General features: G+C 57.9%; 20 protein-coding genes. 12 read left to right on the top strand and 8 right to left on the bottom strand.

The window, feature by feature from the left end:
• The first annotated feature begins 130 nt into the window (after nt 1–130).
• Together LDN12_RS01365 and LDN12_RS01370 are read left to right on the top strand one after the other, a co-directional pair.
• Nucleotides 131–1,204: an alanine--glyoxylate aminotransferase family protein gene (locus LDN12_RS01365; protein WP_223920882.1), complete on the top strand. Its 1,074-nt coding sequence runs from the start codon at nt 131–133 to the stop codon at nt 1,202–1,204.
• 57 nt (nt 1,205–1,261) lie between these two features.
• The gene (locus LDN12_RS01370) at nt 1,262–1,441 is read left to right on the top strand and encodes a hypothetical protein (protein ID WP_223920884.1); all 180 of its coding nucleotides are present in this window, start codon (nt 1,262–1,264) and stop codon (nt 1,439–1,441) included.
• A gap of 110 nt (nt 1,442–1,551) precedes the next feature.
• Here the strand turns inward: LDN12_RS01370 and rd are convergent, their stop codons facing one another.
• Both rd and LDN12_RS01380 read right to left on the bottom strand, forming a co-directional pair.
• Entirely contained in the window at nt 1,552–1,710 is a 159-nt protein-coding gene (gene rd / locus LDN12_RS01375; protein WP_223920886.1) for a rubredoxin, read from the bottom strand.
• A gap of 24 nt (nt 1,711–1,734) precedes the next feature.
• The gene (locus LDN12_RS01380; protein WP_223920888.1) at nt 1,735–1,920 is read right to left on the bottom strand and encodes a ferredoxin; all 186 of its coding nucleotides are present in this window, start codon (nt 1,918–1,920) and stop codon (nt 1,735–1,737) included.
• 77 nt (nt 1,921–1,997) lie between these two features.
• Here LDN12_RS01380 and LDN12_RS01385 point away from each other — a divergent pair, with 77 nt between their 5' ends.
• Nucleotides 1,998–2,621, top strand: coding sequence for an MBL fold metallo-hydrolase (locus LDN12_RS01385; protein WP_223920890.1), 624 nt, complete (start codon nt 1,998–2,000; stop codon nt 2,619–2,621).
• 13 nt (nt 2,622–2,634) lie between these two features.
• Nucleotides 2,635–3,840, top strand: coding sequence for a bifunctional phosphopantothenoylcysteine decarboxylase/phosphopantothenate--cysteine ligase CoaBC (gene coaBC, locus LDN12_RS01390; RefSeq protein WP_223920892.1), 1,206 nt, complete (start codon nt 2,635–2,637; stop codon nt 3,838–3,840).
• Nucleotides 3,841–3,870: 30 nt separating this feature from the next.
• Here the strand turns inward: coaBC and LDN12_RS01395 are convergent, their stop codons facing one another.
• Nucleotides 3,871–4,779, bottom strand: a complete 909-nt coding sequence (locus tag LDN12_RS01395) for a zinc dependent phospholipase C family protein (RefSeq protein WP_223920894.1) — start codon at nt 4,777–4,779, stop codon at nt 3,871–3,873.
• 99 nt (nt 4,780–4,878) lie between these two features.
• On the opposite strand from LDN12_RS01395, the gene LDN12_RS01400 reads away from it, so the two are divergent.
• The 8 genes from LDN12_RS01400 to LDN12_RS01435 all read left to right on the top strand — a co-directional run bounded on the left by LDN12_RS01400 (nt 4,879) and on the right by LDN12_RS01435 (nt 13,401).
• Nucleotides 4,879–5,649: a uracil-DNA glycosylase gene (locus tag LDN12_RS01400; protein WP_223920896.1), complete on the top strand. Its 771-nt coding sequence runs from the start codon at nt 4,879–4,881 to the stop codon at nt 5,647–5,649.
• Between the two features lie 51 nt (nt 5,650–5,700).
• Complete coding sequence (locus tag LDN12_RS01405) at nt 5,701–6,105, top strand: CoA-binding protein (RefSeq protein WP_223920898.1); 405 nt, start codon at nt 5,701–5,703, stop codon at nt 6,103–6,105.
• A 264-nt stretch (nt 6,106–6,369) separates the two neighbouring features.
• Nucleotides 6,370–8,175: a translational GTPase TypA gene (gene typA / locus LDN12_RS01410; protein ID WP_223920900.1), complete on the top strand. Its 1,806-nt coding sequence runs from the start codon at nt 6,370–6,372 to the stop codon at nt 8,173–8,175.
• Nucleotides 8,176–8,592: 417 nt separating this feature from the next.
• Nucleotides 8,593–11,352, top strand: coding sequence for a bifunctional nitrogenase iron-molybdenum cofactor biosynthesis protein NifEN (locus tag LDN12_RS01415; protein ID WP_223920902.1), 2,760 nt, complete (start codon nt 8,593–8,595; stop codon nt 11,350–11,352).
• Between the two features lie 110 nt (nt 11,353–11,462).
• Nucleotides 11,463–11,849 carry a nitrogen fixation protein NifX gene (gene nifX / locus LDN12_RS01420; protein ID WP_223920904.1) on the top strand — a complete coding sequence of 129 codons (387 nt, stop codon included), beginning with the start codon at nt 11,463–11,465 and terminating at the stop codon, nt 11,847–11,849.
• Between the two features lie 45 nt (nt 11,850–11,894).
• Nucleotides 11,895–12,158, top strand: a complete 264-nt coding sequence (fdxB, locus tag LDN12_RS01425) for a ferredoxin III, nif-specific (protein ID WP_223920906.1) — start codon at nt 11,895–11,897, stop codon at nt 12,156–12,158.
• A gap of 57 nt (nt 12,159–12,215) precedes the next feature.
• The gene (locus LDN12_RS01430; RefSeq protein WP_223920908.1) at nt 12,216–12,545 is read left to right on the top strand and encodes a NifB/NifX family molybdenum-iron cluster-binding protein; all 330 of its coding nucleotides are present in this window, start codon (nt 12,216–12,218) and stop codon (nt 12,543–12,545) included.
• A 58-nt stretch (nt 12,546–12,603) separates the two neighbouring features.
• On the top strand, nt 12,604–13,401 hold the full coding sequence (locus tag LDN12_RS01435) for an NAD(+)--dinitrogen-reductase ADP-D-ribosyltransferase (protein ID WP_223920910.1): 798 nt from the start codon (nt 12,604–12,606) through the stop codon (nt 13,399–13,401).
• 140 nt (nt 13,402–13,541) lie between these two features.
• Here LDN12_RS01435 and LDN12_RS01440 read toward each other — a convergent pair whose 3' ends face one another.
• The 5 genes from LDN12_RS01440 to LDN12_RS01460 form a co-directional block, all read right to left on the bottom strand.
• On the bottom strand, nt 13,542–13,772 hold the full coding sequence (locus LDN12_RS01440; RefSeq protein ID WP_223920912.1) for a DUF2892 domain-containing protein: 231 nt from the start codon (nt 13,770–13,772) through the stop codon (nt 13,542–13,544).
• Between the two features lie 48 nt (nt 13,773–13,820).
• Entirely contained in the window at nt 13,821–14,252 is a 432-nt protein-coding gene (locus tag LDN12_RS01445; protein WP_223920914.1) for a C-GCAxxG-C-C family protein, read from the bottom strand.
• Nucleotides 14,253–14,323: 71 nt separating this feature from the next.
• Complete coding sequence (locus LDN12_RS01450) at nt 14,324–17,536, bottom strand: efflux RND transporter permease subunit (protein WP_223920916.1); 3,213 nt, start codon at nt 17,534–17,536, stop codon at nt 14,324–14,326.
• 3 nt (nt 17,537–17,539) lie between these two features.
• Entirely contained in the window at nt 17,540–18,655 is a 1,116-nt protein-coding gene (locus LDN12_RS01455) for an efflux RND transporter periplasmic adaptor subunit (RefSeq protein WP_223920918.1), read from the bottom strand.
• Nucleotides 18,652–19,998, bottom strand: a complete 1,347-nt coding sequence (locus LDN12_RS01460) for a TolC family protein (protein ID WP_223920920.1) — start codon at nt 19,996–19,998, stop codon at nt 18,652–18,654. The genes LDN12_RS01455 and LDN12_RS01460 overlap by 4 nt, the downstream gene beginning before the upstream one ends.
• Between the last annotated feature and the right edge of the window lie 41 nt (nt 19,999–20,039).

Genomic DNA, 20,039 nt, shown 5'->3' on the forward strand with positions numbered 1-20,039 from the left:
ATGGGCTTTTGTTAGCTTGCCAGAGTGTCGGCAAAGTATTAATATCCTAAAATTAACCGCACGAAGGCGCTAGTTGTCAAAACGTTGCCGCTGAGCATGCCTCACGGTAGATTCGGGAGCACATAAAATTATGTACAAAAGACTGTTTATCCCCGGCCCCGTACCGGTCCACCCTGAAATCCTCGCCGCCATGGCAACCCCTCTGATCGGCCACCGCATGAAGGAATATGCCGAGCTGCATGAGCGTGTGACCTCCGGCCTGCAGAAGATTCTGCTCACGGAGGGCAAGGTCTTTCTTGCCACCTCCAGCGCGTTCGGCGTCATGGAAGGAGCAATCCGCAATCTGGTGGGAGGGCGGTGCGCCAACTTCTGCAATGGGGCTTTCTCGGACAAATGGCATGATGTCACGCGCCGTTGCGGAAAGCAGGCCGATGCCATCAGGTTCGACTGGGGCAAGCCGGTCACGCCCGAAGTGGTTGAACAGACCTTATCCACCGGCCGGTATGACAGCATGACCATGATCCATAATGAAAGCTCCACCGGGGTGATGTCGCCCCTGCCCGAGATTGCCGAGGTGATGCGCAAATTCCCGGATGTCATGTTCATCGTCGATACGGTCTCCTCCATGAGCGCCGTGAAGATCCCGGTGGATGAACTGGGCATCGATAGCTGTATCTTCGGGGTGCAGAAGGCCTTCGCTCTGCCGCCGGGCCTCGCGGTATTCACCGCCAGCGACAAGGCGCTCCAGCGGGCGGCGGCCATGGAAGGGCGCGGCTACTACTTCGATTTCCTGGAGTTCGCCGCCAACGACGCCAAGCACAACACCCCTTCCACCCCTTGCATCTCCCAGATTTTCGCCATGGATCGCCAATTGGAGCGAATCTTTGCCGAAGGGTTGGAGGCGCGCTGGGCACGTCACCGCAATATGGCCGAGTATGTCCGCCAATGGGTGACCGACCGTGGTTTCGGGCTTTTCCCCGAGCGGGACTATTGTTCGTTTACCCTGACCTGCGCTCGCAACGACCGCGGGATCGACTTGGCCGGTCTGAAAAAAGAGCTGGCTGAAAAGGGCTTTGCCTTTGACGACGGCTATGGCAAAATTAAAGGGAAGACTTTTCGCATCGCTCATATGGGTGACATGACCCTTAATGATCTGGAAGAACTTTTTGCCGCCATTATAAGTGTTATGCCTGACCTGGCCTGAAGTCCGCCAATTGAAACGGCCCGGCGGCGCGCACAGAAATACCAGGAGGAACAGACCATGAAGTGCCCCAATTGCGGTAACAGGACATCGTTGAATCTTGACATGCATTCAGGTGGGTTTTCTTCAGACGAATCACCGCTCAAAGAGTGCGGCGCGTGCGGGCTTGTCTGGCGGGTCAAGACTGAGGGGGGCGAAACGAAGATCGACATCATCAAGCCTGCCGACAAGAAAAAATAGTAAGACCCTCTCAGGAGAGGGTCTTGTGTTGAAACGTTTCTTTCAGGGATTATCCCCGTGCGGCTGAATACTCCGGCAGCCCGGATGGGCTGCTTGATGCCGATCCCGTACTATTCTTTTTCGAATGCGTCCTTGCCCGCGCCGCACAGGGGGCATGTCCAGTCGTCGGGCAATGATTCGAAGGCTGTTCCGGCGGGGATTCCACGGTCAGGATCTCCGGTAGCGGGGTCGTAGACATACTGGCAGATGGTGCAAATCCAGCGTTCCATAGCAATGCTCCTTTGTGAGTGAGTTTATTCCCAGCTGATGCACTGGACGGGACAACCGTCAACAGCCTGTTGAATATCCTTTTCAGGCGCGCCGGCCGGGTCGAAGCACTCGGCCTTTCCGGCACTGTTGAAACGAAAGACCCCGGGACAGGTCGAAATGCAGAGACCGCAACTGATGCAGCTTTCCTGGTCCACAATCGGCCGTTCCATGGCATCTTCCTCCTGAAATAACTGAGGAGGTATTGTAGCAGCTTCATGTTGGATGTCAATCAAATGGGAGAGAATGAATGGTATTCGAAACGGTCGTGGTCGGGCCTCTGTCGGTCAATTGCTTTATCCTGGGATGCGAAGGAACCCGCGCCGGTGTGGTGATCGATCCGGGCGGCGACGCGGAACAGATTATTCAGGTGGTTCGACGCCATGGGCTGACCATACATTATATCATCAACACCCACGGACATTTTGATCATATCGGCGGTAATCGCCAAGTGGTAGCGGCGTTCGGAGCCCCACTGTTGATCCACCAGGCGGACGTCCCCATGCTGGACCGTGTTGCCGACGTGGGTCGCATGTACGGCATCCAGGGCGAGAATTCCCCTGCAGCTGACGGCTTCCTTGTTGACGGAATGGAGATTGAGTTCGGGGCGTGCCACATGAAGGTGCTTCATACGCCGGGACATACCCCGGGAGGTTGTTGTCTCTATCTGGCTGAAGAGGGCAGGATCATTACCGGAGATACCTTGTTTGCCGACTCCATCGGCCGTACCGATCTCCCTGGCGGCTCCCACGATCAACTTCTGGAATCCATCCGCAGCAAGCTCTTTGTCCTGCCGGACGATGTGATTGCCTACCCCGGACATGGGATCGAAACATCCATTGGCCATGAAAAACGCCATAATCCCTACTTCTGAGGGCGATGATACCATGCTGAAGGATACACGGATCGTACTGGGCGTCACCGGCGGCATAGCCGTATATAAAGCGGTGGAGTTGCTGCGCCTTTTAACCAAAGCCGGCGCGTGTGTGCATGTTATCATGACGCGTGCGGCCCAGGAGTTCGTTACCCCCCTGACCTTCCAAACCCTTTCGTCCCATCCAGTACACAGCGAACTGTTCAACCTGATCGCCGAGCAGGAGATCGGGCACATCTCCCTGGCCGACAGGGCCAACCTGTTTGTCATTGCCCCGGCCACGGCCAATGTGATCGGCAAGATAGCCAACGGTATCGCCGACGACCTGCTTACCACAACCGCTATGGCCACCAAGGCCCCTGTTTTGATCGCCCCGGCCATGAACGTCAACATGTACACCAATCCGATCTACCGCGAAAACGAGGAAAAGCTGCGGCGACTCGGGTATCTCTTCGTTCCGCCCGAAAAGGGTGCCTTGGCGTGCGGTTGGGAAGGGGAGGGGAAACTTGCCGCGCCTGAGACGATCTTTGAAGCGATTGCGGCGGCTCTCAGGCCCAGGGATCTGGCCGGACAGACCGTTATGGTTACTGCCGGCCCAACCCGCGAGGAGATCGATCCGGTTCGCTTCATCAGTAATCACTCGTCGGGGAGGATGGGCTATGCCATTGCCGGGGCCGCTCGGCAGCGGGGCGCGAGGGTGATCCTGGTCAGCGGGCCAACCGGTCTTGCCGTTCCGGCAGGGGTCGAACGGGTGTGCGTGGAAAGTGCCCGCGACATGCAGGCAGCAGTGATGAGGCATGTCAAGGAATGCTCAGTAGTCATCAAGGCTGCGGCGGTGGCCGACTACCGGCCGGCCGAGCGCAAGGGGGACAAGATCAAGAAGCAGGCTGCCGAGATGACGCTGACGCTGGTCAAAAACCCGGACATCCTGGCGGAACTGGGACATCTGAAAAAACATCCGTTCCTGGTGGGTTTTGCTGCGGAAACCTCCTGCCTGGAGGAGTATGCCGCCCGGAAGCTTGCCGAAAAAAAACTGGATATGATCGTGGCCAACGATGTGAGTTCGTGCGATGCGGGCTTCAACGTGGACACCAATCGGGCGCTGCTGCTCTTCAAGGATGGTTCCCGGCAGGACTGCCCCTTGATGTCCAAGGATGAATTGGCCAATCGCATCCTTGACGAGGTCGTTTCACGCCTTCCCGCACGACGGAATCATTAAGCGGTTTTCAACGACCTTTAGAAGCCATTTTTACTTGCTGTGCAATCCCTTCAGCAACTCCGGCTTGCGCAGCGCCTGCCGCAGCTTGCTCTTCAGCAACTCCACCTGTTCCATTCCCTCGGCCCTGGATATCCGCCCATTTTTGTATAGCAGTCGCAGGTTCTTCCGCAGAGCATCCGCGGCAGCCAAGGCCTTTTCTCCGGTTGGGTCCGTCAGCAGGCATTCCGAGTCTTCGGAGTGGCGCAGAAAATCAAAAACCGCCTCCTCGGTCAGTGTCATGTATTCGTCACGGTCGCTCTGTGCCAGGGTGTATCGCGAATTGTCCGACAGCGTCTGCATGACCTTTTGCCATTTTTCCAGCCGTGAGAGGAGCATGATGGAGTTGAAGATGCGCTTGTTGGTGCCGAAGGAGAAGATAGTGTTGGTCAGAACGCTGCGCAGCATGGCGTCATTGGCGCGCTGGTCGGAACGGCAGATCTCCCGCGCCTGTTCCCAGACCACCTTGTCCGCAAAGGTCTCAAAACGCATCTCCCAGTAGGTATGCTTCATGGTCACCGAGGCGAACGAACGCATGATCTTGTAGGGGACGAAATAATTGTGGGCAATGCCGTCCGCGGCCAGATGGGAGAGGTAGCCATAGGCGCAGGCCTTCTCACCGTCGCTACGGGCCGCTTGCAGAACCTTTTGGCCGATGCGCCAGCGGTGGCAGTTGAGGAGGTAGTGGGTGTATTTTTTCCCCACGATGATGTCGGCCGCGATGCAGCCGTAGAGATAATCACGGGGATATGCCGCCAGGATCGCCGCAATGTTGGCTGGCAGGGTGTCCAGTGCTGACAGCACGCTCAGCCCCGCCTGGAGGTGGATGCCGCCGCCCCAGGCATGGGCCGCATCGGGGACGAACACACCGCATATGAGTATGAACAACACTAAGAGGAGCATGGTGTCTTTCGCTTTGACATGGCTTTAAGGGAACTGGTACAGTTCAGAAGGTACGAATGTTACCCCAGAATGAGAAATGATACAATAAGAGGTATGGGGATGACTCAATCGTTTAAGGCTGTGGCGGTATCGTCCGTGGAGGAATACCTGCGAGCCCTCCAGGAAAGCGGCCTGGACGGCCTGCCGGAGGCCGTGGCTTTACCAAGGGTGGCTTTTGCCGCGCCACAGGCAGTGGCGATCCCGTTGGACGGGGCGGTTGCCGGAGAGGCGCACCACGACCATAAACATGAATCACTGGAGAAGATCAGGAAAAGCCTGGGTGACTGTCAACGCTGCAAATTGTCGAAAGGGAGACAGAACCTGGTGTTTGGCGCGGGCAACCCCCAGGCTCGGCTGGTGTTCGTGGGCGAGGGTCCGGGGGCCGACGAGGACCGGCAGGGTGAACCGTTCGTGGGAGAGGCCGGGCAGGTGCTTAACCGCATCATCACCGCAATGGGACTCAAACGTGAAGAGGTGTACATCTGCAACGTGGTCAAATGCCGTCCGCCGGGCAACCGGGATCCGGAAGCGGATGAGATTGCCGCCTGCACTCCGTTTCTTCTGCGGCAATTGCAGTCCATCCATCCTGAGGCCATCGTGGCGCTGGGCAGGTTTGCCGCCCAGACCCTGCTGGGCACCAAGGAGCCGATTTCCCGGCTGCGCGGCAAGTTCCACGATTACCACGGCGTGCCGGTCATGCCCACCTATCACCCCTCCTACTTGCTGCGCAACCGAGCGGATTCGGGGCCCTTTTGGGAGGTATGGGAGGACATGACCCAGATCCTGCGGTTCCTGAAACTGCCGGTGCCGGAAAAAACGCGGAAGAAGTAGCCCGGTCGGGTTTTGGGCGCGGCTAAAAGGAATCCTTGGAAGGAGTCTGACATGACGGTTCAGCAGCAGATAGACCAATTTCTTTCCTCTCCGGCCTTCGGAGTCATCGGGGCATCGAAAAACCGTTCCAAATACGGCAATAAGATATTGCGTTGCTACCAGCAGCACGGTTACAAAGCCATACCGGTCAATCCCAATGAAACGGAGATTGAGGGGGTTGCCAGCGTTTCCGCCATCAACGACCTTCCCCCGGAGGTCAAGAGTATCTCCATGATCACTCCCCCTGCGGTGACCGCGCAACTCGTGCCGCTGGCGCTCGAAAAGGGCATCGAGAACATTTGGATGCAGCCGGGAGCGGAACACCCCGAGGCGGTGGCTCTCTGCCGACAGCGCAATATCAATGTCATTGCCGACGGGAGTTGCCTGCTGGTCGTGGTGGGGTATCACGACCACTAGCAGGTTGTTGAAAAACAGCCATCAGGCCTTCGTCCTCGAAAGCCGCCTTGTGCGGCGTAGAGCTGCTACGCCTCCGCAGGGCCTGTCTGGCGGGTGCGACGATCTGGCTATTTTTAAACAACCTGAGTTTTTTTAACAGCCTGTTAACGGTTGTTACACGATATTTACTTGCCAGCCGCCTGAAAAGCTGACATAGTAATAAGTAATCTGGACGGGCGCCTGCCCGTCCTTTTATTTTGAGTTGTTTACGTTAGGAGCTTTACCATGCAGGAACGTATCAGAAACATCGCTATCATCGCACACGTCGACCATGGCAAGACCACGCTGGTTGATGCCATGCTGCGCCACTCCGGCGTTTTCCGGGAAAACGAGGCCATCACCGAGCGCGTCATGGACTCAAATGACCTGGAGAAGGAGCGTGGCATAACTATCCTGGCCAAAAACCTCTCCATCCATCATGGCCGCTATAAGATCAATATTGTGGACACCCCGGGACACGCCGACTTTGGCGGCGAGGTGGAGCGGGTTCTCAAGATGGTCGACTCGGTGCTCCTTTTGGTTGACGCCTTGGACGGCCCCATGCCCCAGACCCGTTTCGTGCTCAAGAAATCCCTTGACCTGGGCCTGAAGCCGATCGTAGTCATCAACAAGATCGACCGTCCGGGCAGCCGGCCGGATGAGGTGCTGAACATGGTCTTCGACCTGTTCTGCGAACTGAACGCCAGCGACGATCAACTGGATTTCCCGGTGGTCTACACCAGTGCCAAGCTCGGCTTCGCCAAGCTGGACGTCAGTGTCGAATCCAGCAGCATGGAGCCGCTCTTCGCCGTGATCGAGAGCAATGTCCGCCCCCCTCAGGGAGACGCCAAGGCCCCCTTTCAGATGCTGGTGGCCAACATTGACTACAATGACTACATCGGCCGCATCGCCACGGGCCGCATCTTCAACGGCAGCGTCGCCTCCGGTGAAACAGTGGCCATGATCAAGCAGAACGGCACGATCCAGCGGGGTCGCATCACCAAGTTGTTTGGCTACGAAGGCCTGAAACAGGTGGAGATCAGCGAGGCGGGCACCGGCGATATCGTGACCGTGGCCGGTTTTGACGAGATCAGCATCGGTGAAACCCTGGCCTCGGCCGAGACCCCCGTCGCCGTGCCCTACGTTTCCATTGACGAACCGACCCTGGCCATGAACTTCATGGTTAACGCCTCGCCTTTTGCCGGCAGAGAAGGGAAATGGGTTACCTCGCGCAACATCCGGGAGCGCCTCACCAAGGAGTTACGCACCAACGTATCACTGCGGGTCGATGATACCGACTCTCCAGACACCCTGAAGGTTTCAGGTCGCGGCGAACTGCATCTGTCGATCCTGATCGAAAACATGCGCCGCGAAGGCTTTGAACTGGCCGTATCGAAACCGGAGGTAATCATCCGCGAGAAGGACGGCCAAAAGATGGAGCCGATGGAATACCTGGTGGTGGATGTTGCCTCCGAGTTCCAAGGCGCCATCATCGAGAAGATGGGCCCGCGCAAGGGAGAGATGGCAGCCATGAGCCCCATGGGCGAGATGGTACGCCTGGAGTTCATCATTCCGGCCCGCGGCCTGATCGGCCTGCGGGGTGAGGTGCTGACCGACACCCGCGGTACGGCGGTCATGACCCACACCTTCCACGAATACGCACCCTACAAGGGGGACATCCCCGGCCGTAAGAACGGCGTGCTGATTGCCATGGAACACGGCGAGACTACCGCCTATTCGCTGGACGCCCTCCAACCTCGTGGGACCCTCTTCATCGGAGCCGGGGTCGAGGTTTACGGTGGTATGATTATCGGCCAGCACGCCAAGGACAACGACCTGGACGTCAATCCCTGCAAGGGCAAAAAGCTGACCAACGTGCGCGCCTCCGGTTCGGACGACGCCATAAAACTGACGCCGCCGCGCCTCCTGACCCTGGAGCAGGCACTGGAATTCATCGACGATGATGAGTTGGTGGAGATCACCCCCCTCTCGATTCGCCTGCGCAAAAAAGAGCTAGACCCCACCAAGCGCAAGCGGGCCTCAAAAAACTAACAGTCATTCTCATTCGGATATGCAAAAGAAAAGGGATGGAATCGTGTTTGATTCCATCCCTTTTTCCATATTGGGCGCCGATATAAAAACGCATGTCGGCCTGGATGCTGATGCCTATAATTTGATCACAAACAAAATCCCCGCATGCCCCTTACATAGCACATGAATGCATAAAAAAGCAGCAATCCAGCCTCGCTAAGGCTGGCAACATGTCTATTGTCGAGTGTAAATATATTAAATTACTATGTTAATTACTTTGGCATATAGCATGCAAAGTGGATGCATACACTGACGAGACCAGCAAGTGCGACCGAAACAGGAAAGATACTTGGCAAAGGCGCCACCATTCTTCGGGGTGGAGCGCCTTTTGTATTGGGGGACCTCCGCAGGCTCATCCATAGGAAGGCGAGGAACATTATGGCAAAGCCCGATTGGTACGATACAACCGACTGTGAAACTAACGACAAGGGTGCGCCGAAGTTCTGCAAGAAATCCGAACCCGGCGAAGGCACCGAACGATCCTGCGCCTATGACGGCGCTCGCGTCGTATTGATGCCGATCACTGACGTGATCCATCTTGTGCACGGCCCCATCGCCTGCGCCGGCAACTCCTGGGACAACCGCGGCGCCCGCTCCTCCGGAGCGCAACTCTATCGGCGCGGCTTTACGACCGAGATGCTGGAGAATGACGTTATCTTCGGCGGCGAAAAGAAGCTTTACAAGGCCATTCTGGACTTGGCTGAACGTTACAAAGGACAGGCCAACGCCATGTTCGTCTACGCGACCTGCGTGACAGCCATGACCGGCGACGACGTGGAGGCGGTCTGCAAGGCCGCCTCAGAAAAGATTTCACTTCCGATCATCCCAGTCAATACCCCAGGCTTTATCGGCGACAAGAATATCGGCAACCGCTTGGCCGGCGAGATCCTGTTCAAGCACGTGATCGGCACGGCCGAACCGCCGGTTCTGGGAGACTACCCAATCAACCTGATCGGCGAGTACAACATTGCCGGCGACCTGTGGGGCATGCTGCCACTCTTCAACCGCCTGGGCATCCAGATCCTCTCCTGCATCAGCGGAGATGCCAAATTCGAGGAGTTGCGATACGCCCACCGGGCTAAGCTCAATATCATTATCTGCTCCAAATCGCTGACCAACTTGGCCAAGAAGATGCAAAAAAACTACGGTATGCCCTACCTGGAAGAGTCGTTTTACGGTATGACCGATACAGCCAAGGCGCTCAGGGACATTGCACGCGAGTTGGACAATATCGTCAACGGACTGGAGAAGCGGACCATGCAGGACCGGGTGGAACAGCTTCTGGCCGAAGAAGAGGAGGCGTGCCGCAAGCGGATCGCCCCCTTTCGCGCCCGGTTGGAAGGGAAGCGGGCCGTGTTGTTCACCGGCGGCGTCAAGACCTGGTCCATGGTCAACTCCATGCGGGAGTTGGGCGTTGAGATTCTGGCGGCAGGCACCCAGAACTCGACCCTGGAAGACTTCTATCGCATGAAGGGGCTGATGCACAAGGACGCCAAAATCATTGAGGACACCTCCACTGCCGGACTCCTGGCGGTTATGGCCGAGAAGATGCCGGACCTGATCGTGGCGGGGGGCAAGACCAAGTATCTGGCGCTCAAAACCAAAACCCCGTTTTTGGACATCAACCATGGGCGATCCCATCCCTATGCCGGTTACGAGGGTATGGTGACCTTTGCCCGTCAGCTCGACCTGACGGTCAACAACCCTATCTGGCCAGTGATCAACCAGCCGGCGCCGTGGGAGAAGAGCGACGAGCAGCTTGCCTTCGATGTCGCTGCGGCAGCGGGCCACGCCGCTACGTTTCTGGCCGAGGATATGTCGGCCTCACGGGTCAAGGTGCCCACCAAGTGCGCCACGGTCAACCCGCAGAAGAATTCCCCGGCCCTGGGTGCAACCATGGCCTACCTGGGGATCGACAACATGCTGGGGCTGCTGCACGGCGCCCAGGGGTGCTCCACCTTTATACGTCTGCAACTATCGCGGCATTACAAAGAATCGATTGCCCTCAACTGCACCGCCATGAGCGAGGATACCGCCATCTTCGGCGGTTGGGAAAATCTCAAGAAGGGCATCAAGCGGGTTATCGACAAATTCAGCCCCGAAGTGGTCGGCATTATGACCTCCGGTCTGACCGAGACCATGGGCGACGATGTGCAGAGTGCCATCGTCCACTTCCGCCAGGAAAACCCCGACTATGCCGGTGTACCCATTGTGTGGGCATCCACACCGGATTACTGCGGTTCACTGCAGGAGGGATATGCGGCCACCGTCGAAGCGATTGTCGCCACCCTGCCGGAGGGGGGGACGGCTATCGAGAGGCAGGTCAACCTGCTGCCGGGCGCGCACCTCACGCCCGCTGATGTGGAAGAGATCAAGGAACTGGTCGAATCCTTCGGCCTCACCGTGCTGACTATCCCGGACATCGCCAATGCCATGGACGGACACGTTGATGATGTGGTCTCACCGCTTTCCACCGGCGGCATTGCGGTAGATGATATCCGCAAGGCAGGGCGGAGCGTGGCAACACTGTATATCGGCGATTCCCTGGCCAAGGCGGGAATGAAGCTGAAGGAAAAATTCGATATCCCGGCCTACGGCTTTAACTCTCTGACCGGCTTGGCCGAGACCGACCGCTTCATGGAAACGCTCAGTGCCATCGCCGGACTCCCCATACCGGAGAAACACCGCCGCTGGCGGAGCCGCCTGATGGACGCCATGCTGGACAGCCACTACCAGTTCGGCACCAAGAAGGTGGCCCTTGCGCTGGAGTCGGACAACCTTAAGGCGTTGACCACCTTCCTGAGCGGCATGGGATGCGAGATCCAGGCAGCCCTCAGTGCCACTCGTACCCGGGGGTTGGACGCCCTGCCGAGCGATAATGTCTTTGTCGGCGATCTGGAGGATTTGGAAGAGGCCGCGCGGGACGTCGATCTGCTGGTGGCCAATTCCAACGGCCGTCAGGCTGCCGGTAAGCTCAAGATTGGGGCGCACCTGCGGGCAGGCGTGCCGGTCTTTGATCGTCTGGGAGCCCACCAGAAGGTCTGGGTCGGCTACCGGGGGACCATGAACCTGGTATTTGAGGTGGCCAACCTGTTCCAGGCCAATGCCAAGGAAGCGCAGAAGTTTGCGCATAACTGAAAAGGGTTATTTCACCATAGGGCAGACAGGGACAACTGGAGTCGGGCGGATGCAGATACACCCGGTTTCGCTGAGTCCCCTGGTTTGTGGGGCAAAAAAAGGAGTTGACCATGAAAATAGCGTTTACCACCTCAACCGGCGAGATGATCGACCAGCATTTTGGGCAGTGTCAGGATTTTCACATCTGGGAGGTAGGCCCGGACGAAGCGGCATTCCTCACCACCATTAGCGCCATCACCACGGCCGATGACGAGGAAGACCGCATTATGGCCAGGGCCTCGGCAATTGCCGACTGCGCCATCGTTTATACGATGCAGATCGGCGGCCCGGCGGCGGCCAAATTGGTCGCCCAGAAGATCCACCCGATGAAAACCGGCTCAGAAGTGAGCCTGAAGGAGACTGTCGAGCGCCTTCAAGAGGTACTGCGCGGCAACCCGCCGCCATGGCTCAGAAAAGCAATGAACAAGGAACAGGCCACATCGTTTTTAGAGGACTGACGCGCCCCCGCGCGGCACCACACAACCATAATGGAGGAAAGAATCATGGCTTACATCACTGCGCTCACAAAAGACAAACAAGAGTGGACCCCTCAATTCATCAAATCCATCGACGAAGAGCTCTGTATCGGTTGCGGCCGCTGTTTCAAAGTCTGCGCCCACGATGTTTTGGCGTTCGAGGAGTTGGACGAGGACGATTCGGCCAAAATGTTCATGAAGATCGAGAACGACGGCAACTGCATCGGTTGCCAGGCGTGCGGCCGCACCTGCTCGAAAAAATGTTTCACGTTTGAACCGGTTTCGCTGTAGAAGGCCGACCATAATCCGGCAGTTTTGAGACTGCCGGATTATGGCAAGGGAGGTGTTATGCTCATAGCAGTCGCATCCAAGGACGGTAAGGAGATCAACCAGCACTTCGGACATGCCGAGCGGTTTCTTATTTACGATGTTGAGGAAAGCGAAGCCAAGCTGGTGGATGAGAAAAAAGTTGAGCGTTATTGCAGCTTTAACCCGGATAATCCGTTGCGCGGACATGCCCTGAGAGAGATTGCCGATGCCTTGCAGGGGTGCCGGGCGGTGGTGACTGCCCAGATGGGAGAGCACCCTCAAGGAGAGCTGGAGAAGCTTGGGATTACCCCCTTCGCGGTATCCGGTCCCATTAAGGCAACACTGGTGGAACTGGCAAAGATTCTGTAAAATATCGCCCGGATTGCTCCGGCTTGATTGCACACCCTTCACAATGAGGTGATAACCTGTGGAACATGGTTCCTTCAACTATTGCAACCTGCCCCCTTGGGTTATCGCCTCGCGTCATTTCAACGAGAATCCCCAACCGCTGGAGATTCAGGGCGTCAAGGAGGCCAACCGCTTCCTGTTCGAGAAACTGGCCACCATCGCCTCCCAAGAAGAGCGCGCCCTGATCTTCAATGACTTCATGTCGGTCAAGTTCCAACTCCATAACTGGCAGGACCAAGCGACCGACACCGCCCGCAAAAGCATCAAGAACAGCTACCTGCGCTTTCTGCGCGGCTGGATGATGGATTCCAACTCCATAGAAGGGGCGGTACTCAAGCGCTGGGTCGAAAGCCGCATGGGCATCACCCCAACCTTTCACCGCGCCAGGATTTCCAACATCCACAGCGAGGCCTATTTCGATTACTCGGTGGATGTCATGAAAGGGAGCGCCCGAACCAACGCCATCCAATCGCAGCTCGATCTGCTCTACGAGTACTGCCAGTACGAGTTAGTCCGCAAGTATCCGGCAACACGGACCATATCCCTCTATCGAGGCACCTACGACGCCAGCGAACACAGTGTGTTGGAACAGATCGGCAAGCGCGAACAGATCGTCCGTCTGAACAACCTGATTTCGTTTACCTCGGACGAAGAGCGAGCCTGGGAGTTTGGCTCCACGGTGTGGCAGGTTAACGTGCCGCTCAGCAAGGTTTTCTTCTACAACGACCTGCTTCCCGGCAGTATCATGAAAGGAGAGGGAGAGTACCTCATCATCGGTGGTGAATACCGGGTCCGCCAAGTGATGTGCACACTGTAGCAGTCTGTTGGAAAACCCAGGTTGTTCAAAAATAGTCAGATCGTCGCACCCGCAAAAAAACCTGCGGAGGCGTAGCAGCGCTACGCCGCACAAAAGGGTTTTTGAGGACGAAGGCCTGATGGCTGTTTTTCAACAACCTCCTAGTCCCGCGTCGGGCAACACCCTTTGGGAAATCGCGGCACCCCCAGCTTTTCCAGGATGGTGAACATCGGGCAGAACTGGGTGAAGCCGGACTGGAACAGGTTAAGGCCGACAAAACCGGTGAACCAGAGCCAGTAGGGGGAATGAAAATGAGCCAAAAGCAGCGAGATGATGATGAATGACCCGGCGACGATGCGGACCACCCGTTCGACGTAATATTCTTCTTTCATGTGAGTTTCTCCTTTGTTTCCTCCCGTTATCGACGAGCGGGCAACATCTTAGTGTTTCGATAACAGCTCCGCTATCTTGCCTGCCACCTCCCCCGTCAGCACGGGGCAGATTCCCTTGTCATTGGTGGCACGGATGGTCTTGCAGCAGGTTGCGCCGTATTTTCCCTTGAACCAGCTATGTAGTTCGCGCGTAAGGTGGGTGATCTGCTTCTTGTTCTCCTTCAGCGTCAGACCCAGGGCAACAGTACCGCCTGATACGGCTCCACAGATACAACCGGAGCCGGAACCTCCGCCGAAGCCGCTGGCCATCTGCACCACCTCCTCCGGAAGGTCGGGGCGGAAATGGTTCCTGATCACCGCCAGCACCGCCTCGGCGCAGTGATATCTTCCCGAGCGGTAAAGCGCTTCGGCCTCGGCGCGGCACTGCTGGGCCAACTCCACCTCTTCCGAAGACGGCTGTACATTTTGCGACCAGAACATGTAATCCTCTTTCGTGTGTTGATATGCGGGACGAACCGGTGTGCAACCTTGGCTCGGCCATCCCGGCTTCATCATGCTTCCTGCTTATTATTATGCCGTTCTTTCCAGCTTTGCACCAGATAATACAGGATCGGTATGGTCACCCGGGACAGGGTTGTTGAGGCGATCTCGCCGCACATCATGGCGATGGCCAGTCCCTGGAAGATCGGATCGAAGACGATCACGAAACTTCCCACCACCACGGCCGCGGCGGTCAGCAACATGGGGCGGAAACGCACCGCGCCAGCCTCGATGATGGCCTCGTCCAACGCCATCCCCTCACGGCGCTTCATCTCGGCAAAATCGATCAGGATGATGGAGTTACGTACGATAATGCCGGCCAGGGCGATGAAGCCGATCATGGAGGTGGCGGTAAAGAAGGCGCCGAACAAGGCATGCCCCGGGAGGATGCCGATCAGGGTTAGTGGGATGGGGGCCATGATTACCAGAGGGGTGGTAAAGTCCTTGAACCAGGCAACCACCAGGATGTAGATCAGCACCATAACCGCGCCGAATGCCAAGCCCAGGTCACGGAATACCTCGTAGGTGATGTGCCACTCCCCGTCCCATTTCATGCCCATGTGCGCTTCGCTCCACGGTTGACGGGACGCCAGCACCTCCAACTTCACACCATCGGGCGTCGGCAGGGCGGCAATCTCTTTTCCTACCTTGAGTATGGCATAGACCGGGGCCTCGATCTGGCCGGCCACGTCACCGATGACGTAGATGACATTTTTCAGGTTTTTTCGATACAGGGTCTTTTCCTCATCCCCTGTGGTGGCTCGCACCAATTGGGAGAGCGGTACGTTACCCCCGGGGCCGGAGACGTAGATCGACGAAAGATCGGTTACGGAACTTCTCTGGGCAACGGGCATCCGCAGGTTGATGGTAACCGCCTCCTTTTCCCGAGGCAGATGCAGAAGCCCAACGTCCTGGCCGCCCAGAGCGATTTTCAGGGTCCGCGCCACATCCGCCACCGCGATGCCGGCCAGGGCCGCCTTTTCCCGGTCAACGGTAAAGGTCACCTTTTTCTGGTCGTCCTCCCGGTACCAGTCCACATCAACCACCCCGGCGGTCCGGGCCAGGATCGCCTTGATCTTGGCGGCGACCCCCGCGCGGCTGGCGTCATCAGGGCCATAGACCTCGGCCACCAGGGTCGAGAGGACCGGCGGCCCAGGGGGTATCTCGGCTACCTTGACCCGTGCCCCGTACTTGTCGGCAACCGCCTTCAACAGGGGGCGAATACGTTTGGCAATGGTATGGGACTGGTCTTTGCGCTCGTCCTTGCGCAACAGGTTGACCTGGATGTCGGCCTGATTCGGTCCTTTACGCAGGTAGTAATGACGCACCAGACCGTTGAAGTTGAAGGGTGCACTGGTGCCGATGTAGAGTTGGAAATCGCTGACCTCGGGCACGCTCCGCAGGGCGTCCCCCATCTCACGGGTAATGCGGGCGGTCTGCTCCAGAGGCGTTCCATCCGGTGCGTCGATGATAACCTGCAACTCGTTCTTGTTGTCGAAGGGGAGCATCTTGACCGTAACGGCCTTGAACCAGATCAACGAACAGGAAAGGAGCAGAAGGATCACCACGCCAGCGAGAAAGCTGTAACGCAACGCGACATTATGGATCAAGGCTCCCATGACCTTGCGGTAAAAGACGGTCAGTTTTGAGTCTTCAGGCGCCTCGCTGGAGCCGTAATGGGATTCCCCTTTCATAAAGCGATAGGCAAAATAGGGCGTTACGATAAAGGCGATCAGCATGGAGAAGAGCATGGCCATGCTGGCGCCCACCGGGATGGGGCGCATGTACGGCCCCATCAGCCCGCCGACGAAGCCCATGGGCAGGATCGAGGCAATTACCGCAAAGGTGGCCAGTACGGTGGGATTTCCGATCTCATCCACCGCCCGGACGGCGGCCTCCAGGGGTTTGAGTATGGTGGTGGTGAAGTAGCGGTGGATATTCTCCACGACCACGATGGCATCGTCCACCAGGATGCCGATGGAAAAGATCAGGGCGAATAAGGTGATGCGGTTCAAGGTATAACCGATCAGGTAGAAGATCAACATGGTCAGGGCCAGGGTGACCGGTATGGCGATGGCGGCCACCGCTCCGGCCCGCCACCCCATAAACAGCGCGATCAGGATCGTGACCGAAAGCGCCGCCAGGAACATGTGGAACAGGAGTTCGTTATTCTTTTCCTTGGCGGTTTCGCCATAGTTACGGGTTACGGTAACCTGCACATCGGAGGGGATCAACGTGCCTTTGAGGGCTTCGACCTTTTTCAGCAGGTCCTCGGCCACCCAGGTTGCGTTGGCGCCTTTGCGCTTGGCAATTGAGATGGTGACGGCGGCATAATCCTGCTTCGGGTCGCCGGTCAGGCCTTTGGCGTGGGCTCCAGGCCCAAGCCCCATGAATACATAGGTGTCCGGCACCTTGGTCCCGTCGGTGACCTGGGCCACATCGGCCAGATAGACCGGCTTGCTGTTGTATACCCCTACCACCAGGCGTTTGACCGCTTCTTCGTCCCCCAGGAAGTTGCCGGTTTCCACCAGCATCTCCCGATTGCCGCTGGTGAAGGAGCCCGAGGAAAGTTCGGCATTGCCTTTTTGGAGGGCTGCCGCCACCTGGAGGGGAGAAAGGCCATAACCGGCCAATCGCGGGGCGTCCAGGGACACCCGCATCTGACGTGTCAACCCCCCCTTGATCTCCGTTTCGGCGGCATTTTCACTTTTTCTCAGGTCGTCACAGATCTCGCGGGCCAGTGTACGAAGGGTGGCGTGGTCATAGCGCTGGGACCAGAGGGTCAGAGCCATGATGGGGACATCGTCGATGGATTTCGGTACCACCAGCGGCTCACCCGCTCCGGGCGGAAGGATGCCGTGGTTGCTCATGACCTTGTTGTAGAGCTTGACCAGTGAATCTTCCATGGGCTGCCCCACCAGGAAGCGCACCGTGATGATCCCCATGCCGGGCCGGCTCATGGAGTAAAGGTATTCGACGCCTTTGATCTCCCAGAGCTTGCCTTCAAAGGGCTTCACCACCCGCTCCTGTACCTCCTGAGGGGAGGAGCCGGGGAGGGGGAGGTAGATGTCCACCATCGGCACAACGATCTGGGGCTCTTCCTCCCGTGGGGTCATCTTGACCGCAAATACACCCAGGAGCAGCGAGGCGACAACAATCAGCGGCGTCAGCTTGGAGTCGATAAAGGCGTGGGCTATCTTTCCGGCAAAGCCAAGACGTTTCATGGTCTATTCCACCTTTGCGCCTTCGCTGACTTTTTCTGCTCCAGATACCGCCACCCGCTCACCGTCCGAAAGGCCGGAGAGGATCTCAACCTTATCGCCAAAGGTCTTTCCGGTCTTAACCAGCCGCATGCGGGCCACATTACCTTGATCCACCACCCAGACCGACGTCAGAGCTCCGCGTTCCACAATAGCCCGGCCCGGGACCAGAATGCCGCTGGAATTACTACCCAGGCTAACGGTACCGCGCCCAAACATGCCCGATGTCACCCCTTTCCGGGTAAGCGGCACTTTGGCGATGAACGTGCGGCTCCGGGGATCGGCCGACGGGACGATCTCGGCAATCCTGGCATTGAAGGTCACGTTCAAGGCATCCAGGGTGACCTGCACCGGCGTCTGGGCCTTAACCTTGGTTACCAAGGATTCCGGCAGAGCCAGCTCAAGCAGGTAACTCCCCTCGTCATCAATGGTCATCAACGGCTGGGCCGGGAAAACCGTAGAACCCAAGTCAACCTGTCTAGTAGTTACGACCCCGGAGATCGGCGCAACTATCGTCATGTAATCAGCCATGCGGGAAGCCGCCCGTGCTCCTTCCCCGGCTTGCTTGTAGCGGGCCTCGGCCCGGGCAACCCCTTGGGCCGCCACCTCCTTTTCAGTCCGCTTGATGTCGAACTCCTGACGGGTAACGGCCTGTTCATCATACAGGCGCTGATAGCGCCCGAACGTCACGTCGGCCAGTCGCTTGCGGGCCAACGCCTCATCCAGGGCACGCTGCGCCTCGTCGGCTCCTGCCACGGCAGCGGCGGCGGTAGCCCCGCTCTCCCGGGCATCCAAACGGGCCAGGATCTGTCCCTTCCTTACCCGCTCTCCTTCGCGTACTTTCAGCATGCTGACGGCGCCGGGGATACGGGCCGAAACGACGGCGCTGGTACGTGCTTTTACGGTGCCGACCACCTCCAGTATGTCCGGGATCGCAGAGGCTTTCACCGTTTCCACCTGGATGCCCTTCACTATGATTGCCGGAGAGTTTCCCTCTTGCCGGGCATCATGTCCTCTTCCGTCGCAACCGTTCAGGCTAGCCGCCGACAAGGCTAAGGCGAACAGACAAAAGAAACGCGTCATTTCATAATCTCCTTCAGGAATGTTCCGGCGGCATAATAGACCCGCCCACCGGCCAGAACGTAGTTGGCCTCGCTTTCCGCCAAATCCGAGCGTACCTGGTTGAGCGCGTTCTGGGCATCCAGCAGTTCAACCATGGTGGCCAGGGAGTTTTCGAAACGCCGTGTCAGGAGGCGCACCGTCTCCTCGGCATCCCGCAGGGCGTTGCGGGCGACCTCAAGCCGCTTGCCCATCTCTTCCCTTCGCAGTCGGCTCTCCTGTACCTGGAGGGCGATGTCCCTGCTCGACTGTTCCAGAGACTCGGCGGCGGCCGCCCGCTCGGCGGTTGCACGATCCCGATCATGGGAGCGGCGAAACCCGTCAAATATCTGCCATTTGAGGCTTACTCCCGCCATCCAGGCATCGTTGTCGGCCCCCAAGGGGGCGTCCTTGGCGTTCATCTGGTAGGAGGCAAAGGCGCCTACCTCAGGCAGGTAGGCGCTACGGGCCAGCTTGAGAGCCGCCTCGGATTTTGCCAGGTCGGCACGGTTTTGCTGCAACTCTTTCCTGTTTTCCAGGGCCGTTGCGACAAGGTCTTCGGAGGAGATGGCCGGACTAAGGGCTGCCGCCGGTTCTGCGATATCAAACTCCTGGCCGTTATTGAGGCCAATGACGTTGGCAAGGCGCATTTTTGCCAGCTCCAGATCGTTACGAGCGCTGATAAGTCGCTGCTCGACGGAAGAAAGGTGTGTTCGGGCGCGGAGCTCGTCCGAGAGCAGCCCGACCCCCGCGTCACGACGCACCGTTGCCAGCCGCATGTTTTCACGGGCGTCTTTGATCGCCTGGTCGGCTGCCTGTAGTTGGGCCGCGGCCTTCTGTACCTCCAGGTAGCGCCTGAAGACCTGGAAGGCGGTGTCCTGTCTGGCAGCCTCCAGCGCCAAATCCTGCTTTTCGGACTCCTTGGCGGCCAGTTCCCTGACCGGAGCCGTCGAGGGGCGGTACAGAGGCTGGTTGACGGTAAGGGCGGTCCTGAAATCGTGATAGGCGGAAGGGTGATTGAGGTTGTTGGGCAAAAAATCGTTCTGGGTAAAGCGAGCTTCGTCAAGTTTCATCATAAAGGCCTGGGTGGGCGCATTGGAAGCGGCAAGGGTCTCCTCGAAGGAGATGGAAGGGTAATAGTAGGATTCGGCCATGGCTACACCCTGGCGCGCAGCCTCGGCGTGATGACCGGCGGCCTTGACGAGATGGTTCTTTTCCAAGGCGATGCCGATGGCTTCCTTCAGGGTCAGGTGCTGAGCCGCAAATGCGGTGGTGGCCTGTCCTGCCGTCATCACAGCCAGCGTAATAATCGCGAATGCCTGTTTCACCGGATACTCCCTGAAATAAAATAATATATGAAAAGCTATAT

Origin of the sequence: Geobacter sp. AOG2, from assembly GCF_019972295.1 — a bacterium.
GTDB lineage: Bacteria > Desulfobacterota > Desulfuromonadia > Geobacterales > Pseudopelobacteraceae > Oryzomonas.

Excerpts from the sequence above, each read along its gene's own strand:
- LDN12_RS01430 (WP_223920908.1), top strand. The coding sequence starts at position 12,216 with ATGCTCATAGCAGTCGCATCCAAGGACGGTAAGGAGATCAACCAGCAC.
- LDN12_RS01380 (WP_223920888.1), bottom strand. The coding sequence starts at position 1,920 with ATGGAACGGCCGATTGTGGACCAGGAAAGCTGCATCAGTTGCGGTCTC.
- LDN12_RS01450 (WP_223920916.1), bottom strand. The coding sequence starts at position 17,536 with ATGAAACGTCTTGGCTTTGCCGGAAAGATAGCCCACGCCTTTATCGAC.
- rd (WP_223920886.1), bottom strand. The coding sequence starts at position 1,710 with ATGGAACGCTGGATTTGCACCATCTGCCAGTATGTCTACGACCCCGCT.
- typA (WP_223920900.1), top strand. The coding sequence starts at position 6,370 with ATGCAGGAACGTATCAGAAACATCGCTATCATCGCACACGTCGACCAT.
- LDN12_RS01455 (WP_223920918.1), bottom strand. The coding sequence starts at position 18,655 with ATGACGCGTTTCTTTTGTCTGTTCGCCTTAGCCTTGTCGGCGGCTAGC.
- LDN12_RS01370 (WP_223920884.1), top strand. The coding sequence starts at position 1,262 with ATGAAGTGCCCCAATTGCGGTAACAGGACATCGTTGAATCTTGACATG.
- nifX (WP_223920904.1), top strand. The coding sequence starts at position 11,463 with ATGAAAATAGCGTTTACCACCTCAACCGGCGAGATGATCGACCAGCAT.
- coaBC (WP_223920892.1), top strand. The coding sequence starts at position 2,635 with ATGCTGAAGGATACACGGATCGTACTGGGCGTCACCGGCGGCATAGCC.
- LDN12_RS01395 (WP_223920894.1), bottom strand. The coding sequence starts at position 4,779 with ATGCTCCTCTTAGTGTTGTTCATACTCATATGCGGTGTGTTCGTCCCC.
- LDN12_RS01415 (WP_223920902.1), top strand. The coding sequence starts at position 8,593 with ATGGCAAAGCCCGATTGGTACGATACAACCGACTGTGAAACTAACGAC.
- LDN12_RS01365 (WP_223920882.1), top strand. The coding sequence starts at position 131 with ATGTACAAAAGACTGTTTATCCCCGGCCCCGTACCGGTCCACCCTGAA.
- fdxB (WP_223920906.1), top strand. The coding sequence starts at position 11,895 with ATGGCTTACATCACTGCGCTCACAAAAGACAAACAAGAGTGGACCCCT.
- LDN12_RS01445 (WP_223920914.1), bottom strand. The coding sequence starts at position 14,252 with ATGTTCTGGTCGCAAAATGTACAGCCGTCTTCGGAAGAGGTGGAGTTG.
- LDN12_RS01405 (WP_223920898.1), top strand. The coding sequence starts at position 5,701 with ATGACGGTTCAGCAGCAGATAGACCAATTTCTTTCCTCTCCGGCCTTC.
- LDN12_RS01440 (WP_223920912.1), bottom strand. The coding sequence starts at position 13,772 with ATGAAAGAAGAATATTACGTCGAACGGGTGGTCCGCATCGTCGCCGGG.
- LDN12_RS01400 (WP_223920896.1), top strand. The coding sequence starts at position 4,879 with ATGACTCAATCGTTTAAGGCTGTGGCGGTATCGTCCGTGGAGGAATAC.
- LDN12_RS01385 (WP_223920890.1), top strand. The coding sequence starts at position 1,998 with ATGGTATTCGAAACGGTCGTGGTCGGGCCTCTGTCGGTCAATTGCTTT.